Source organism: Curtobacterium sp. MCLR17_043 (assembly GCF_003224215.1).
Lineage (GTDB): Bacteria > Actinomycetota > Actinomycetes > Actinomycetales > Microbacteriaceae > Curtobacterium > Curtobacterium flaccumfaciens.
The window spans coordinates 191979-207868 of the sequence record NZ_QKLH01000004.1 but is presented as its reverse complement, the minus strand read 5'-3'; the positions used below and the strand labels follow the sequence as shown (position 1 = coordinate 207868).

General features: G+C 70.7%; 14 protein-coding genes. 10 read left to right on the top strand and 4 right to left on the bottom strand.

All coding sequences use genetic code 11. The features are described from left to right. Positions 1–101: 101 nt before the first annotated feature. From DEJ03_RS05810 to DEJ03_RS05795, 4 genes are all read left to right on the top strand, one after another. Complete coding sequence (locus tag DEJ03_RS05810; protein ID WP_071403956.1) at positions 102–1421, top strand: nitrate/nitrite transporter; 1320 nt, start codon at positions 102–104, stop codon at positions 1419–1421. 193 nt (positions 1422–1614) lie between these two features. Next, the gene (locus DEJ03_RS05805; protein WP_027465462.1) at positions 1615–2874 is read left to right on the top strand and encodes an RNA polymerase sigma factor; all 1260 of its coding nucleotides are present in this window, start codon (positions 1615–1617) and stop codon (positions 2872–2874) included. Between the two features lie 6 nt (positions 2875–2880). After that, positions 2881–4140 carry a MurT ligase domain-containing protein gene (locus DEJ03_RS05800; RefSeq protein WP_071244554.1) on the top strand — a complete coding sequence of 420 codons (1260 nt, stop codon included), beginning with the start codon at positions 2881–2883 and terminating at the stop codon, positions 4138–4140. Further along, positions 4137–4910, top strand: a complete 774-nt coding sequence (locus DEJ03_RS05795; protein WP_110863854.1) for a type 1 glutamine amidotransferase — start codon at positions 4137–4139, stop codon at positions 4908–4910. The genes DEJ03_RS05800 and DEJ03_RS05795 overlap by 4 nt, the downstream gene beginning before the upstream one ends. A gap of 134 nt (positions 4911–5044) precedes the next feature. Here DEJ03_RS05795 and DEJ03_RS05790 read toward each other — a convergent pair whose 3' ends face one another. After that, positions 5045–5269, bottom strand: coding sequence for a hypothetical protein (locus DEJ03_RS05790; RefSeq protein ID WP_017886093.1), 225 nt, complete (start codon positions 5267–5269; stop codon positions 5045–5047). Positions 5270–5436: 167 nt separating this feature from the next. Here DEJ03_RS05790 and DEJ03_RS05785 point away from each other — a divergent pair, with 167 nt between their 5' ends. Next, positions 5437–7563, top strand: coding sequence for a type IIA DNA topoisomerase subunit B (locus DEJ03_RS05785; protein WP_071403953.1), 2127 nt, complete (start codon positions 5437–5439; stop codon positions 7561–7563). A 244-nt stretch (positions 7564–7807) separates the two neighbouring features. Here the strand turns inward: DEJ03_RS05785 and DEJ03_RS05780 are convergent, their stop codons facing one another. Beyond that, positions 7808–10294, bottom strand: a complete 2487-nt coding sequence (locus DEJ03_RS05780) for a DNA topoisomerase (ATP-hydrolyzing) subunit A (RefSeq protein ID WP_110863934.1) — start codon at positions 10292–10294, stop codon at positions 7808–7810. 43 nt (positions 10295–10337) lie between these two features. On the opposite strand from DEJ03_RS05780, the gene DEJ03_RS05775 reads away from it, so the two are divergent. Next, positions 10338–11504: an alkaline phosphatase family protein gene (locus DEJ03_RS05775; RefSeq protein WP_181422616.1), complete on the top strand. Its 1167-nt coding sequence runs from the start codon at positions 10338–10340 to the stop codon at positions 11502–11504. Between the two features lie 30 nt (positions 11505–11534). On the opposite strand, the gene sepH is transcribed toward DEJ03_RS05775, so the two are convergent. Next, entirely contained in the window at positions 11535–12563 is a 1029-nt protein-coding gene (sepH, locus tag DEJ03_RS05770; protein WP_163343679.1) for a septation protein SepH, read from the bottom strand. A 298-nt stretch (positions 12564–12861) separates the two neighbouring features. On the opposite strand from sepH, the gene DEJ03_RS05765 reads away from it, so the two are divergent. Then, positions 12862–13161 carry a DUF4193 domain-containing protein gene (locus tag DEJ03_RS05765; RefSeq protein ID WP_017886098.1) on the top strand — a complete coding sequence of 100 codons (300 nt, stop codon included), beginning with the start codon at positions 12862–12864 and terminating at the stop codon, positions 13159–13161. A 128-nt stretch (positions 13162–13289) separates the two neighbouring features. Here DEJ03_RS05765 and DEJ03_RS05760 read toward each other — a convergent pair whose 3' ends face one another. Continuing rightward, the gene (locus tag DEJ03_RS05760) at positions 13290–13721 is read right to left on the bottom strand and encodes a DUF3093 domain-containing protein (protein ID WP_110859581.1); all 432 of its coding nucleotides are present in this window, start codon (positions 13719–13721) and stop codon (positions 13290–13292) included. Between the two features lie 63 nt (positions 13722–13784). Between DEJ03_RS05760 and dut the strand changes: the two genes are divergently transcribed. The 3 genes from dut (at position 13785) to DEJ03_RS05745 (ending at position 15831) form a co-directional block, all read left to right on the top strand. Beyond that, positions 13785–14276 (top strand): dUTP diphosphatase, encoded by a 492-nt coding sequence (gene dut, locus DEJ03_RS05755; RefSeq protein WP_110863852.1) that lies wholly within the window; start codon positions 13785–13787, stop codon positions 14274–14276. Continuing rightward, positions 14273–14995 (top strand): DUF3710 domain-containing protein, encoded by a 723-nt coding sequence (locus DEJ03_RS05750; protein ID WP_027465470.1) that lies wholly within the window; start codon positions 14273–14275, stop codon positions 14993–14995. The genes dut and DEJ03_RS05750 overlap by 4 nt, the downstream gene beginning before the upstream one ends. Before the next feature lie 131 nt (positions 14996–15126). Beyond that, positions 15127–15831: a DUF3159 domain-containing protein gene (locus tag DEJ03_RS05745; RefSeq protein ID WP_258370579.1), complete on the top strand. Its 705-nt coding sequence runs from the start codon at positions 15127–15129 to the stop codon at positions 15829–15831. Positions 15832–15890 lie beyond the last annotated feature (59 nt).

Here is a 15890-nt window from a genome sequence, read left to right as displayed (position 1 = left end):
CACCGCGCCTCCAGGCCGTCCTCCGGTCGCCCGCACGACGTGACGCGCGTCGACGACGCTCGTCGCGCATCGACGTGGGGACGCGTCGGTAGCCTGGTCCGGTGAACTCCCGTCGTGCCTTCCTGATCTGGGGCGTCGCGGTCCTCGCGTACGTCCTCGCCGTGGTGCAGCGGTCCTCGCTCGGGGTGTCCGGCGTCGACGCGCAGGACCGGTTCGCCGTCTCCGCCGCGGTCCTGTCCACCCTCGCCGTGGTGCAGATCGCCGTCTACGCGGGGCTGCAGATCCCGGTGGGGATCGCGCTCGACCGCGTGGGCCCGCGCCGGCTGGTGCTCCTCGGCGCCGCGCTGCTGGTCGTCGGACAGGCGATCGTCGCCGTGTCCCCGTCGATCGGGCCGGCCATCGCGGGGCGGGTGCTCGTCGGTGCCGGTGACGCCATGACCTTCATCTCGGTGATCCGCCTGGTGCCGATGTGGTTCAGCGGCCGGATCCTGCCGCAGATCTCGCAGTGGACGGGCAACCTCGGGCAGATCGGCCAGATCCTGTCGGCGTTCCCGTTCGCCGTGCTCCTGCACACAGTGGGCTGGACCCCGGCGTTCGGCGTCGCGGCCGCGGCCAGCGCTGTCGGTCTCGTGCTCGCCGCGGTCTTCGTGCGGAACGGTCCCGTGCCGGTGCGGACGGACACCATCCCGCTGCCGCACTCGTGGGGTGCCGCGTTCAGCACCTTCGGCCACGCGCTCCGGCGCCCGGGCACGCAGCTCGGGTTCTGGTCGCACTACGTCACCCAGTCGTCGGGCACGGTGTTCTCGTTGCTGTGGGGCGTGCCGATGCTCCGAGGGCTCGGGTACTCCCCGGGTGAGGCTGCCGGGTTCCTCACGATCATCGTGGTCGTCGGGTTCGTCGCCGGTCCGGTGCTCGGCGTGCTCTGCGCGCGGTTCCCGATGCGCCGGTCGAACCTGGTGCTCGGCGTGGTCGTCCTGCTCGCGGTGCTCTGGACGGCGATCCTGCTCTGGCCCGGGCACCCGCCGACGTGGTTGCTCGTGCTGCTCGTCGTCGCGATGGGGATCGGTGGGCCCGGTTCCCTGATCGGCTTCGACTTCGCCCGGACCTTCAACCCGGTCGGATCACTCGGCTCGGCGAACGGCGTGGTGAACGTCGGCGGGTTCCTGGCGGCCTTCGTGATGATGTACCTGATCGGCGTCGTCCTCGACGTCGCTGCGCGGGCTTCGGGCACCGAGGTGTTCGCCTGGGAGAACTTCCGGATCGCCCTCACGGTGCAGTACGTCGTGGTCGGTTTCGGCGTCGGGATGCTCCTGCACGCCCGCCGTCGGACCCGCCGGGTGCTGCACTCGGAAGAGGGAATACGCGTCGGGCCACTCTGGGTTGCACTCGTTGCACGCCTGCGGAAGCGGCACGTGCAATAATGATCACGGACCCGTTCGGGACCCCTGTCTGTCGGAGCACTTCGGTGCGCCGGTGAACTCGGGGGACTTGACATGGGTCCTAGTGCTGCCCGGAACGGTAGGACTCGTACGACGCGGGGGACTGCGGCGCGGGACCTGGGCGGCGAGGGAGGCCACGACCCCACGAACGTGGCACGACGAGAGAGGTGATCGCATGGCTGCCCGGAGCACGACGATCGATCCCACGAAGGACACCGAGCCCGAGGGCGCTGTGGCAGAGGACGCCACGGACACCGAGGGCACCGCAGCGCCGAAGAAGCGCGCCACGAAGGCCCCCGCCAAGAAGGCGCCCGCCAAGAAGGCGGCGCCCAAGGCGAAGAAGACCGACGCCGTCGACGAGGCGATCGCCTCCGACGAGCCCGTCGAGGAGCCGACCGACGAGGCCGACGACACCGACGACAAGACGGCCAAGCCGGACGCCGCTGCCGCGGTCGCCGCCGGTGCGCTCGTCATCTCGCAGACCGACGACGACGAGGCGCCGGTCTACTCGACGACCATCACGGGTGCCACCGCCGACCCGGTGAAGGACTACCTGAAGCAGATCGGCAAGGTCGCCCTGCTCAACGCCGAGCAGGAGGTCGAGCTCGCGATGCGCATCGAGGCCGGCCTGTTCGCCGAGGACAAGCTGCAGCACGCGACGGGGCTCTCGAAGCCCGCCGAGCGTGAACTGCGCTGGGTCGCCCGTGACGGTCAGCGTGCGAAGTCGCACCTGCTCGGTGCGAACCTCCGCCTGGTCGTCTCGCTCGCGAAGCGCTACACCGGTCGTGGCATGCAGTTCCTGGACCTCATCCAGGAGGGCAACCTGGGCCTGATCCGTGCGGTCGAGAAGTTCGACTACACCAAGGGCTTCAAGTTCTCGACCTACGCGACGTGGTGGATCCGTCAGGCCATCACCCGCGCCATGGCCGACCAGGCCCGCACCATCCGCATCCCGGTGCACATGGTCGAGGTCATCAACAAGCTCGCCCGCGTCCAGCGGCAGATGCTGCAGGACCTCGGTCGCGAACCCACTCCGGAAGAACTCGCCCGCGAGCTCGACATGACCCCGGAGAAGGTCGTCGAGGTCCAGAAGTACGGCCGCGAGCCGATCTCGCTGCACACGCCCCTGGGTGAGGACGGCGACTCGGAGTTCGGTGACCTCATCGAGGACACCGAGGCGGTCGTGCCGGCCGACGCGGTGGGCTTCACGATGCTGCAGAAGCAGCTCGAGAGCCTGCTCGACTCCCTGTCCGAGCGCGAGGCGGGCGTCATCCGCATGCGCTTCGGCCTCGGTGACGGCCAGCCGAAGACCCTCGACCAGATCGGTGACACGTTCGGCGTGACGCGCGAGCGCATCCGTCAGATCGAGTCCAAGACGATGGCGAAGCTCCGCCACCCGTCGCGGTCGCAGTCGCTGCGCGACTACCTCGAGTAAGCCGGCATGCGCTTCTTCATCCCGATCCTGATCGGGCGGATCCTCCGTGCCCTCGCCCGTGCGAGGGGCGGCGGGTCCGCCTACCCCGGGTACATCGTCCTGAAGCTCGTGCCGGACTTCCTGCAGCACGTGACGAAGCAGTTCCCGAACGGCGTCGTCTTCGTGCTCGGGTCGAACGGCAAGTCGACGACCACGCACATGATCTCCGACATCGTGCGGGCCCACGGGCTGCGGGTCTTCACGAACCCGTCCGGCGCGAACCTGCCGCAGGGCATCGCGTCGGCCCTGCTGTCCGAGGTCTCGCTGACCGGCCGGCTCAAGGCCGACATCGGCATCCTCGAGGTCGACGAGGCCTTCGCGGTCGAGCTCGCCGGCATCCTGTCGCCCTCGACGGTGACCATGCTCAACGTGCAGGTCGACCAGCTGTACCGGTTCTTCGAGACCGAGCGCGTGGCGACGATGATGCTCGACACTGCCGCACTGTCGACGGCGAACGTCATCACGAACCACGACGACCAGTTCCTCGACGGCTACTCCGGCGCCCCCGGGCAGCGCGTCCTGCGGTTCGGTGCGAGCGACGAGGTCATCGCCGCGGCACCGAACGGTCTGCAGAACGCCGACTCGTTCGACGCCGGTGACCGTGCCCAGCACACCGCCGACGCCGAGGTCGTGGCCCACACGGGCGACGGCGCGACGATCCGCTTCGACGGTGCCGAGATCCCGGTCCGCCTGCCCGCCCGCGGCCTGCACTACGCGGTCGACGCCGCTGCGGCCACCGCGACGGCCAGTGCGGCCCTCGGCGCGCAGTTCCGCGCCGATGCCGTGACCAAGGCCTTCGGCACGATGAAGCCCGCGTACGGCCGCGGAGAGCGTCTGCCCATCGCGGGCGAATCCGCCGAGTTCACGATGTTCAAGAACGCCGCGAGCCTGCAGCTCAACCTCGACGCCCTACCGGACCAGCCCGAACAGGTCCTCATGGCGATCGACGAGGGCACGCCCGACATCTCCTGGATCTACGACATCGACTTCTCGAAGCTCGACCACGTGGACGTCGTCTCCGGTGACAAGGCGTGGCAGATCGCGATCGCGCTCGAGCACGCCGGTGTCCGCATCGGCCGGGTCGAGCCCGACGTCGAAGCAGCCATCAAGCACATGGAGCAGCTCGGCTCGACGACCCGCGGGACGAAGAACTTCATCGTCAACTACGAGATCATGATGATCGCCCGCAAGGCCCTGGGCCACCCGGACATGGAGAAGACCGCATGACGGCCGACCGGCTGACCATCCTGCACGTCTACCCCCGGCAGATGGGCGTGTCGGGCGACCGTGGCAACGTCGCGGCCCTGGTCCGCCGTGCGGCCGCTTCGGGCATCGAGACACAGGTCCTCGAGTACGCGCCCGGTGACGAGCTCCCGACCGCGGCGGACGTCGTCGTGATCGGCAACGGACCGCTCAGCGCGATGCGTTCCCTGGGCGACGACGTCACCCGCATCGGCGGCGCGCTCCGTGCGTTCGCGACCGATGGTGTGCCGGTCATCGCGGTCGGCGGTGGGTTCGACCTGGCGACGAACGAGGTCGTGCCGACCGAGGGTGCGCCGGTCGCCGGCTTCGGCGTGTTCGACGCCCGGGCCGTCCGCGGTGCCGAGCGCCGCGTGAACTACTTCGTCCTCGAGACCCGGTACCCGCTGCTCCCCGGAGCACCGAAGCGTCTCGCCGGCTTCGAGGACCACGCCACCACGATCGAACTCGCGGCCGGGGTCAGCCCGTTCGCCGACGTCGTGTCCGGTGGTGGCAACCAGGCGGGAGCCCCGGTCGAGGGTGCGATCGTCGGCACGTCGTTCGGCACGCACACGCAGGGCCCGATCCTGCCGCTCAACCCGCAGCTGACCGACGGCGTCCTCGCCGCGGCCACCGCACGGCTGGGCCGCGAGTACGCACCGGACGCCGAGCGCACGGCGACCATCGACCGCTACGCACGCGAAGCGCGCGCCACGGTCGACCGGTACGTCGACAAGGCGTTCAAGCGCATCGCCTGACGGACGAAGAAGAAGGCCGGGTCCCGAGGGGGGCCCGGCCTTCGTCGTCTCCGCGCGTTCTGAACCAGGCTGCAGACAGACGGGAGGCGCGGTGCCAGCTGGCACCGCGCCTCCTGTCCGTCTATCGGTCGCGACTACTTCGACTCGTAGAGTCGGCTGCTCTCGTCGTGCCACTCGATGGCGGTCGCCGCGAGCTTGTCCTTGAACTCGGCGCCGTGGTGGGCGCAGAAGTAGAGCTCGCCGCTCGACATGGTGGCTCGGATGTAGGCCTGCGCCCCGCAGCTGTCGCAACGGTCGGCGGCGGTCAGCTGGTGGTTGCTGACTTCGTCGATGGAGGGGTCCTGCACGGTCTGGGTCATTGCTGTGCTCCTCACGGATCGCAGGTGGTGCCGGGTAGTTGCACCATTTCAACACGTGATGCCTGAGAGCGACGCATTGTCGGGGCCTGTTTCGCTCAGCGCGGATCGCTTGGCCCCAGTGCGAGTGTCCACACGGTGCTGTCGGTGCCGCTCGGTAAACTCCGACGGTGAGCTCCGACTACTCCGCACGCCATCTCTCCGTCCTCGAAGGGCTCGAGGCGGTCCGGAAGCGGCCGGGCATGTACATCGGCTCGACGGACTCCCGGGGCCTCATGCACTGCCTGTGGGAGATCATCGACAACTCGGTCGACGAAGCCCTCGCGGGGCACGGTGACGAGATCGGTGTCGTGCTGCACGCCGACGGCTCGGTCGAGGTCCGGGACACCGCCCGGGGCATCCCCGTCGACGTCGAACCGAAGACCGGCCTGACCGGGGTCGAGGTCGTGTTCACCAAGCTGCACGCCGGCGGCAAGTTCGGCTCGGGGTCCTACGCGGCCTCGGGCGGGTTGCACGGTGTCGGCGCCTCGGTCGTGAACGCGCTGTCGGAGCGCCTCGACGTCGAGGTCGACCGGGGCGGCAAGACCTACGCCATGTCGTTCCACCGCGGCGAGCCGGGCATCTTCGACGACAGCAAGGGCATCGGGCCGGACGCCCCGTTCGCGCCCTTCACCTCGGGCAGCGAACTGCGTGTGGTGGGCAAGGTCAAGAAGGGTGTCACCGGCTCCCGGATCCGGTACTGGGCGGACCGCCAGATCTTCACCGCCGACGCCCGGTTCAGCACCGATGACCTGGTCACCCGTGCACGCCAGACCGCGTTCCTCGTGCCCGGGCTCGGCATCACCATCACCGACGAGCGCGCGGCGTCGATCGAGGCTGCTGCTGCCCGGGCCGAGGCGACGGGCACCACCGTGGCCGCCGGGCCGGTGGTGGAGCGCTTCCGGTACGAGGGCGGGATCGGTGAGTTCGTCGAGCACCTCGCCGTCGACAGCCCCCTCACCGACGTCTGGCGCGTGCAAGGGACCGGCACCTTCACCGAGACCGTGCCGATGCTCGACGACAAGGGCCACATGGTCTCCACCTCGGTCGAGCGCGAGTGCGAGGTCGACCTGGCGCTCCGCTGGGGCAGTGGCTACGAGACCGTGTTCCGCAGCTTCGTCAACATCATCGCGACGCCGAAGGGCGGCACCCACCAGGCCGGGTTCGAGTCGGGCGTCGTCAAGGCCGTCCGTGCCCAGGTCGAGGCGAACGCCCGCAAGCTCAAGGTCGGGCAGGACAAGCTCGACAAGGACGACGTGCTCGCCGGCATGACCGCCGTGCTGACGGTGCGCCTGCCCGAGCCGCAGTTCGAGGGGCAGACGAAGGAGATCCTCGGCACCCCGGCGGTCCGCAAGATCGTCGACCAGGTCGTGTCGAAGCGCATCACCGAGATCCTCACCTCGACGCAGCGCACCGAGAAGGCACAGTCGGCCGCCCTGCTCGAGAAGGTCGTGTCCGAGATGAAGACCCGCATCTCGGCGCGGGCACACAAGGAGACGCAGCGCCGCAAGAACGCGCTCGAGAACTCCTCGCTGCCGACCAAGCTCGCCGACTGCCGCTCGCAGGAGACCGAGGGCACCGAGCTCTTCATCGTCGAGGGTGACTCGGCGCTGGGCACCGCGAAGCTCGCCCGCAACAGCGAGTACCAGGCGCTGCTGCCGATCCGCGGCAAGATCCTCAACGTGCAGAAGGCGTCCGTGTCGGACATGCTCTCGAACGTCGAGTGCGCGTCGATCATCCAGGTCATCGGCGCCGGTTCGGGCCGCACGTTCGACATCGACCAGGCCCGCTACGGCAAGATCATCATCATGTCGGACGCCGACGTCGACGGGGCCCACATCCGCACGCTGCTGCTGACGCTGTTCTTCCGGTACATGCGGCCGATGATCGAGCAGGGCCGGGTCTTCGCCGCCGTGCCACCGCTGCACCGGGTCGTCGTGGTGAACCGCGGCAAGCCGAACGACACGCTCTACACGTACTCCGAACAGGAGCTGCAGACGGTGCTGAAGAAGCTCGAGAAGACGGGCAAGAAGTACCAGGAGCCGATCCAGCGGTACAAGGGCCTCGGCGAGATGGACGCCGACCAGCTGGCGGAGACCACGATGGACCGCGCGCACCGCACCCTGCGCCGGGTGAACGTGACCCATGCCGAGGGCGCCGCGAAGGTCTTCGAGCTGCTCATGGGCAACGACGTGGCGCCGCGCAAGGAGTTCATCCTGGCCGGCGAGGGCCTGGACCGCGACCGCATCGACGCGTAGCGCGTCGCGAAAGCGACACCGCTCGGCCGACGCGCACGCTCCATGGCGTAAGAGCGACAGAACCCCGCCGAACGTCGGCGGGGTTCTGTCGCTTCCGCGATGTCGGACGGGAGGCCCGTGGCGGGGCCGCCCCGCGCCTCCAGGCCGGTGCGCCCTGCGTTCTCACGCGCTGGGCGACACCTCACGCATCCCCACGGGCGTGAGGTGTCGCCAGGCGCTAAACGTGGCGGACGCCAGCGCGCCCCTACGCCTCGCCGGCGGTGCCGTCGAGCGTCGCGGCGCTGCCGCCGATCGAGCCGATGACCGCCTCGAGCGGGGCACCCGACCCGTCACGCTTCGACAGCCAGTCGGGCAGGGTCCGTGCGGCGCCGTCCGTGCCGACGGCGTGCGGCGGCGCGATGCCGGCCCAGCCCACGGTGAGCCCGTCCTCGCCCTTCAGGAAAGCGTGCGCCCGGACACCCTGGGTGGCGCGGCCCTTCGCCGGGAACTCCGACAGGGCGGAGACCTTGGCGCGGCCGGCGTCGGTGCCGGGCAGTGCGGTCGAGGTGGTGGACACCGTGGCGACCACGGCGTCGTCGGAGCGGGCGACCGAGCCGAACCAGATCACCGAGGCGCCGTCGGCCAGGGCCATGCCGGCCACGCCACCCGCGGGCAGCCCCTGCGCCCGGACGACGGACGCCGGGAAGCGCAGCAGCTGCGCGTTCGAGCTGATGAACACGAGGTCGTCGGACTCCGGGGCCTGGGCAGCGCCGACCACGTGGTCGCCGGGCTTCAGGCCGATGGCGACGAACTCCGGCTTGTCGGGCCACGCACCCGCCACGACGCGCTTCACGACGCCGTGTGCGGTGCCGATCGCCAACGAGTCCGACGACGCGCCGGACAGGTCGACGATCGCCACGACGGTCTCGCCCTTGGTGAGCGCCAGGAAGTCGGTGACCCGGACGCCGGCGTCGAGCCGGACCGCGGCGGGCGGTACGGCGGGGACGTCGACGGGGGAGAGCCGGAGGACACGACCGGTCGAGGTGATCGCGCCGATCTGCCCCCGCACCGTGCTCACCACGGCGGAGCGGACGGCGTCGTGCTTCGAGCGCTTCGGCACGCGGACGATGCCGAGCTCCGACGTCGGGATGTCGACGCGGATGAGCCGTCCGGTGGTGGAGAGCAGCACGCGGCAGGGCGAGTCGGCGATCTGCAGGGACTCCGGGTCGACCGCGGCCTTCCGACCGCCCTTCACCGGGGCGTCGGCCTCGGTGAGCAGGGTGCGCCGCGGGGTCGCGAACTTGTCGGACACCTCGGTGAGCTCGAGGGCGACCTGTGCGCGGAGCCGTTCGTCGGACGCCAGGAGTTCTTCGAGGGCGGCGATGTCGGCGAGCAGCTGGTCGCGCTCGGCCTCGAGCTCCATCCGTGAGAACTTCGTCAGGCGGCGCAGGCGCAGCTCGAGGATGTACTCGGCCTGCACCTCGGACAGGTCGAAGACGTCGCGCAGGCGGTTGCGCGCCGCCTCGGAGTCGTCGGAGGTGCGGATGACCTGGATGACCTCGTCGATGTCGAGGATCGCGATGAGCAGGCCCTCGACCAGGTGCAGCCGTTCCTTGCGTCGTGCCAGCCGGTACTGGGACCGGCGGGTGACGACGTCGAGGCGGTGCTGCACGTAGACGTCGAGCAGCTCACGGAGCCCGAGGGTGCGCGGTGACCCGCCGACCAGCGCGACGTTGTTGATGCCGAAGCCGTCCTCGAGCGGGGTGTGCTTGTAGAGCTGCTCGAGCACGGCGGTGGGGTTGAAGCCGCTCTTGATGCCGATGACGAGCCGGAGCCCGTGGTTGCGGTCGGTCAGGTCGTTGACGTCCGAGATGCCGACGAGCTTCTTGGACTGGACGCCGTCCTTGATCTTCTCGATGACGCGTTCGGGGCCGACCAGGTACGGCAGCTCGGTGACGACGAGTCCCACCTTGCGCGGGGTGAGGTTCTCGACGCTCACCTTGGCGCGGGTGCGGAACGAACCACGGCCGGTGGCGTAGGCGTCGCGGACCCCGGAGAGCCCGACGATCGTGCCGCCGGACGGCAGGTCGGGGCCGGGGACGAACTCCATGAGCTCTTCGAGGCTGGCCTGCGGGTTCATGAGCAGGTGCTTCGCGGCCTCGACGACTTCGCCGAGGTTGTGCGGCGCCATGTTCGTCGCCATGCCGACCGCGATGCCGGAGGCGCCGTTGACGAGCAGGTTCGGGAACGCCGCCGGCAGCACGCCCGGCTGCATGATCTGGTTGTCGTAGTTCGGGACGAAGTCGACGACGTCCTCGCCCAGGCCCTCGGTCATCGCCATCGACGGTTCGGCGAGCCTGGCCTCGGTGTACCGGGCGGCAGCGGGGCCGTCGTCGAGCGAGCCGAAGTTGCCGTGACCGTCGACGAGCGGCACGCGCATCGTGAACGGTTGGGCCATGCGGACCAGCGCGTCGTAGATCGCGCCGTCGCCGTGCGGGTGCAGCTTGCCCATCACCTCGCCGGTGACGCGGGCGCTCTTGACGTGTCCGCGGTCGGGCCGCAGCCCCATCTCTGCCATCTGGTACAGGATGCGGCGCTGCACCGGCTTCAGGCCGTCGCGGGCGTCGGGCAGCGCCCGCGAGTAGATGACGGAGTACGCGTACTCGAGGAAGGAGCCCTGCATCTCCTCGGAGACGTCGACGTCCTCGATGCGCTCACCGTCGGGCAGGCCGACTACGTCCGTGCGTGCCATGGCACCTTTCTGGAGAACCGGAGTCGTCTGGGAGACTCGTGGGATGGGAACAAGCGTACCGACGGCCCCCGACGCCGTCGCGAACCTCGCCGACGTCTTCCCGAGTTGCCTCGTGGCGCTCGGCGCTGCGGACGACGCGTGGTTGCGGAACGACGGCCTGGAGGCCCGGATCGCCCTCCGCCCCGCCCGCTCGGCGATCGTCGTGCTGGTCGACGGCCTCGGTTCCGCCGCGCTGGCGGCGCGCGCCGGGCACGCCCGCTGGTTGACCGGCGCGAAGGGCACCGGCACCGCGAAGAAGCTCCGGAGCGGGTTCCCGACGACGACCGCGGCGGCGCTGAGCACCCTGACCACGGGCCGCTCGCCCGGCAGCCACGGCGTCGTCGGGTACAGCGGCTGGAACCCGGACACCGGTGCCGTGATGAACCTGCTGGGCGGCTGGGACACCGAGGTGCCCGCCGACTGGTTCCTGACGCAGACCCTGTTCACCCGGGCCGCGGAGCTCGGGCTCGACCCGGTCGTCGTCGGGCCGGACCGGTACCGCTCGTCCGGGATGACCGCGAACGTGCTCGGCGGCGCCCGGTACGTGTCCGCGGACACCATCCCGCAGCGTGTCGACGCCGCACTGGCCGAGACCGCCACCGGCCGCTCGCTCGTCTACCTGTACGTGCCGGAGCTCGACTCCATCGGGCACAAGTACGGCTGGCAGTCCGACCGGTGGACGGCCGCCCTCGAGCTGCTCGACGGGGAACTCGCCCGCCTCGATGCCCGGACCGCTGAGGACGTGGGGGTCCTGGTGACTGCGGACCACGGTGTGCTCGACGTGCCGGACCACGCGAACATCGCCATCGACCCGCTGCTGCTCACCGACGTCGTCGGCGTCGCGGGTGACCCGCGCTGCCGCCAGCTCACCGTCGCACCCGGTACCGACGTCCGCGCCCTGGTCGGCGCGTTCCGGGCCCGCTACGGCAAGAAGGCCTCCGTCGCCAGCCGTGCCGAGGCGATCGAGGCCGGGTGGTTCGGGCAGGTGTCCGACCAGGTGGTGCCGCGCATCGGCGACGTGCTCGTCGTGGCGCGCGGCTCGTGGGCGTTCAACGACGACCGTGCCCTGCGCGAGGACGAGACGCCGAAGCGCATGATCGGCCAGCACGGGGCGATGACCGACGAGGAGACGATCGTGCCGCTCCGGCTCGCCGGCGCGTTCGCCCACTGAGGGCGCCAGCGCCGACGGGCGACGTGCGGATCAGGCGGGGTCGTCGTCCGGGCGGGTGCCGAAGACGATCTCGTCCCAGCTCGGCATCGAGCGGCGGTTGCGCTTCTTGCGTTCGCCACGGCTCTCGGGCTCGGGCGCCGACGCCGGACGGGCATCGGTCGACTGCGGCGCGGTGTCGTGCGCGCCGCCGTCCTCGAAGCCCTGCAGCGGGATGTCGACGACGCTGATGGACGTGCCGCGGGCGGACTCGTCGCGCTGTTCGCCGAAGGACGCTGCTTCGCGCTCACCGCGGCGACGGCGGAGCGCCTCGAGCAGGTCGGCGGTCTCGTTGCCGGGAGCACGCTCTTCCACGGCGGCCTGGCCGATGCGGGGCAGCGGTGCACGGAGCGGTGCGTGCTGCGACGGCTCGGGCTCGGCGGCCGGCTGCTCCGGCTCGTCGACGCGGAAGGCGCCGGAGTCGAAGCGGGTGCCGTCGTCGTCCTGCTGCTCGAACTCGACCGCACGCAGACGCGGGGCGATGCCCTCGTCGTCGGTGTGCGACAGCCGGTGCGCGTCGCCGTTGTCCGGCACGAGGGTCGAGGTCTTGGGGTCGAAGTGCCACTGGGCGTCGTGCTCGACCTCGCCCGCGGTGTAGCGGACGCGGACCTGCCAGCCGCTCTCCGGGTGCTTCCAGGAGCCCCAGGTGATCGCGGTGGCCTCGCCGGCCTCGAGCTTCGCGGTGATCGCGGGGCCGAAGGTGTCGGGGGCCTCGTCGTCGACCGGGGTGACCGGCACGCGGTGCGAGGCGTCGAGGATGAAGGCACGCTCGGCGAGGACCGGGCCCTCGAAGCGGCGGACGTACTCGACGTCGACGTCGAGCGCGGCGGCCACGTCGGCGGCGTCGGCGCCACCACGGATGCGCGCCTGGACGTCCTTGGGGGAGACCCGCTTCTGCGGTCCGGCGTCGGGGTTCGCCTGGCGCACCTGGCCTGCCAGCGACGACGTGACGGGCAACCGGAACTCGGTGCCGCCGTCGGTCGCCAGGAGGAGTGCGCCGGACTCGACTCCGATGACTCTCACGTCTTGCATGGTTCCGCCTTCCCAGCGTCGCGTACGGTCCTGCTGTCGTACCCCGTGAGTATGCAGGGACGACGGGCGGTTTCCGGGGAGGCGCACGGGCGTGCCGCGGACATCCGCACGGCCGATCCCGGGCGCGCGGCGCTCCGGCAACGGGTGTCGGGAATGTCCGGTTCCGGTCATGGGTTGCACAGCCAGCACGACCCGCCGCAGCACTCGGTTTGCGCTCTGGCGGGGCGTGGTGCAAACTGTCGCCGCCGATCACCCGGCGACGACCTCTCGATACGAGAAATGGATGGGCATGGCCACCGATTACGACGCCCCCCGGAAGACCGACGACAACTCTGACTCAGAGTCGATCGAGGCCCTCAAGGAGCGCGTTCCCGACAAGATGTCGGGGGTCGTCGACGATGATTCCGACAACCCCGGCAGCTTCGAACTCGCCGGGCAGGACCTCAGCGACGTCGACCTCGACGTCGTGGTGCTGCCCCCGCAGGTCGATGAGTTCACCTGCGTCGAGTGCTTCCTCGTGAAGCACCGCTCCCAGCTCGACCACGAGTCGAAGCTCGGACCGGTGTGCGCGGAGTGCGCTTCGCTCTAGCGAGCACAGCCGCGTCGCTCTCGACGCAACGATCAGCGAAGGCCCCGCATCCTCCAGGGATGCGGGGCCTTCGTCGTGTGCTGCGAGGCGGGGCCGAGCCGCGCCTCCAGGCCGTGGACCGTGGTCCGTCAGGACCGCAGCGCCTCGACGACCTTGCCCGGGTGCCGGACGCTGACCAGCCAGTAGGGCGTCGGGTCCGCGTCGTCGCGCACCTCGACCTTGACGACCCCGCGGACGTAGCCGCGGAAGAGGGTCCAGGCGCGGGCGTCGAGTGCCGGCCCGCGCTGCTCGGTGGCCGCCGCGCCCTCGAACGCCTCGGTCGTGCCGACGAGCGTGCGGGGGAGGTGGGCCTTGCCCGCGCGGAACTCGGTGTCGGTGACCTCGATGGTGGGTGCGAGTGCCCACAGGAGGACGAGGACCCCGAGCTCCATCCCGATCGCCACGAGGACGCCGGCCAGGACGCTGATGGGGAGGAAGACGAGCAGGGTGGCGGGGATGACGAGCGCCGTCGCCAGGTAGAGGGCGGGCGGGGCCCAGAGTCGTTCGCGGTACAGGGTCACGGGTCCATTCGATCACGAGCGAGCGAGGTCACGGAACGGTCACGGCTGCACTACCCTCGTCACGTGACCGAACCAGTCGACGTCCTCTGGACCGGGGAGCACGCTCCCGGCCACGCCCACCCCGGCGACGCGGGTGCCGATCTCGTCTCCACCGAGGCCTTCGTGCTGCAGCCGGGGGAGCGACACCTGGCCGCAACGGGCCTGCGCGTCGCGCTGCCCGAGGGGTACGCCGCGTTCGTGGTCCCGCGGAGCGGCCTGGCTGCGAAGCACGGCATCACGATCGTGAACAGCCCCGGCACCGTCGACTCCGGCTACCGCGGGGAGATCAAGGTCGCTCTGCTCAACACCGACCAGACGGAACCGTACGAGGTGCACGTCGGCGACCGCATCGCCCAGTTGATCGTGATGCCGGTGCCGCAGGTGACTTACACCCGGGTCGACGACCTGCCGGACAGCGTCCGCGGACAGGGCGGGTTCGGCTCGTCGGGCTACGGTGACCGGAGCGACGCCGTGACCGGTGCCGCCGCAGACGCTCAGGAAGGAACGCGCGCATGAAGTTCGGCCGACGCAAGCGGGACGAGGTCGAGGTGGCGGACGCCGTCGCCGACGACATCGAGGTCGCGGACACGTCCCCCGAGGTCGACATCGCGACGGATGCCGACGCGGACCTCGACGAGGTCGACGCGGTCGCCCCGACGGACAAGTCCGCTCCGGAGGACCGGGCCGAGAACGGCCCCCACGACGAGACCGAGGCGAACCTGGTCCGCCCCTACGTCGACCTGGGCGGGGTGAAGGTGCTCCCGCGCGAGGGCCTGCACCTGCGCCTCGAGGTCGAGGAGGGCTCGCAGCGCGTCGTCGCGGTCGGGCTCGACTACGACGAGTCCACGCTGCAGGTCCAGCCGTTCGCGGCACCCCGGTCCACCGGCCTGTGGCACGAGATCCGCGCCCAGATCGCCGAGCAGATCGAGCGCCAGGGCGGTGTCGTGACCGAGGTCGACGGCCCGTTCGGCCCCGAGCTCCGCGCGTCCGTCCCGGTCGCCGTGGACGGCGACGGCGGCACCGCGGGCTCCCGTCCGGCCCGTTTCGTCGGCGTCGACGGCCCGCGCTGGTTCCTGCGCGGCGTGATCGCCGGCAAGGCCGCCGAGCAGCCCGACGACGCGAGCGAGATCGAGGAGCTGTTCCGCAGCGTCGTCGTCGTGCGCGGCACGACGCCGATGCCGCCGCGCGACCTCATCCCGCTGCACATGCCCAAGTCGACGCAGACCGCGATCTGACCGACTGACGACCAACCCCGCCTGGAGGCACGGTGCCGGACCACGACGACACCCCACGACCCGAGACGGCTGGCTCCGACCCCGTTGCACCGGCTGCTGAGTCATCGGTGGCGCCGGCGGCTGAGCCCTCGGTGGCGCCGTCGTTCTCCGCGCAGTTCCGTGACGCCGTGCAGAACGCCGGGATCGCCCGCGTGGCACCCGGTGAGGCACCGTCCGGCCGGGCGCTGCTCGGCGCGGTCGGCGGGGTGCGTGGGCTCGCCGAGTCGGTGCTGCCCGGGTTCGCGTTCCTGGTCGTCTACGCGATCACGAAGGAGCTCGTGCCGAGCGTCGTGATCCCGGTGGCGGTCGGCCTGGTGTTCGTGGTGCTCCGGCTGCTGCAGCGGCAGTCGGTGACGATGTCGTTCGCGGGCATCCTCGGCGTCGCGGTCTCGGCCGGCCTGGCGCTCATCACCGGCCGCGCGGAGAGCAACTTCATCCCCGGAATCATCATCAACGCGGTCTGGCTCGTCGGACTGCTGATCACGCTGGCGATCCGCTGGCCGCTCATCGGACTCGTCGTCGGCTTCCTGCTGCCCGCGAACGAGGACGGCTCGCACGTCGACTGGCGCGCCGACCCGGTCAAGCGCCGCGTGCTGACGGTCGCCACCTGGATCTGGGTCGGGCTGTTCGCGGTCCGGCTCGCGGTGGAGGTCCCGCTGTACCTGACGGCGCAGGTCGAACTGCTCGCCGGGCTGAAGCTCATCCTCGGCGTGCCGCTGTACGCGGCGGTGCTCTGGGTGACCTGGCTGCTGGTCCGCACCGTGTTCGTCCGACGCGACGACGTCGCCCCGGTGTAGAGTTCTCTCGACATCAAGATAGTTCTCGCAGGGCGCGCACGCGTCCTCGGGATTAGGTT

Excerpts from the sequence above, each read along its gene's own strand:
- DEJ03_RS05805 (WP_027465462.1), top strand. The coding sequence starts at position 1,615 with ATGGCTGCCCGGAGCACGACGATCGATCCCACGAAGGACACCGAGCCC.
- DEJ03_RS05800 (WP_071244554.1), top strand. The coding sequence starts at position 2,881 with ATGCGCTTCTTCATCCCGATCCTGATCGGGCGGATCCTCCGTGCCCTC.
- DEJ03_RS05795 (WP_110863854.1), top strand. The coding sequence starts at position 4,137 with ATGACGGCCGACCGGCTGACCATCCTGCACGTCTACCCCCGGCAGATG.
- DEJ03_RS05790 (WP_017886093.1), bottom strand. The coding sequence starts at position 5,269 with ATGACCCAGACCGTGCAGGACCCCTCCATCGACGAAGTCAGCAACCAC.
- DEJ03_RS05780 (WP_110863934.1), bottom strand. The coding sequence starts at position 10,294 with ATGGCACGCACGGACGTAGTCGGCCTGCCCGACGGTGAGCGCATCGAG.
- DEJ03_RS05775 (WP_181422616.1), top strand. The coding sequence starts at position 10,338 with ATGGGAACAAGCGTACCGACGGCCCCCGACGCCGTCGCGAACCTCGCC.
- DEJ03_RS05765 (WP_017886098.1), top strand. The coding sequence starts at position 12,862 with ATGGCCACCGATTACGACGCCCCCCGGAAGACCGACGACAACTCTGAC.
- DEJ03_RS05750 (WP_027465470.1), top strand. The coding sequence starts at position 14,273 with ATGAAGTTCGGCCGACGCAAGCGGGACGAGGTCGAGGTGGCGGACGCC.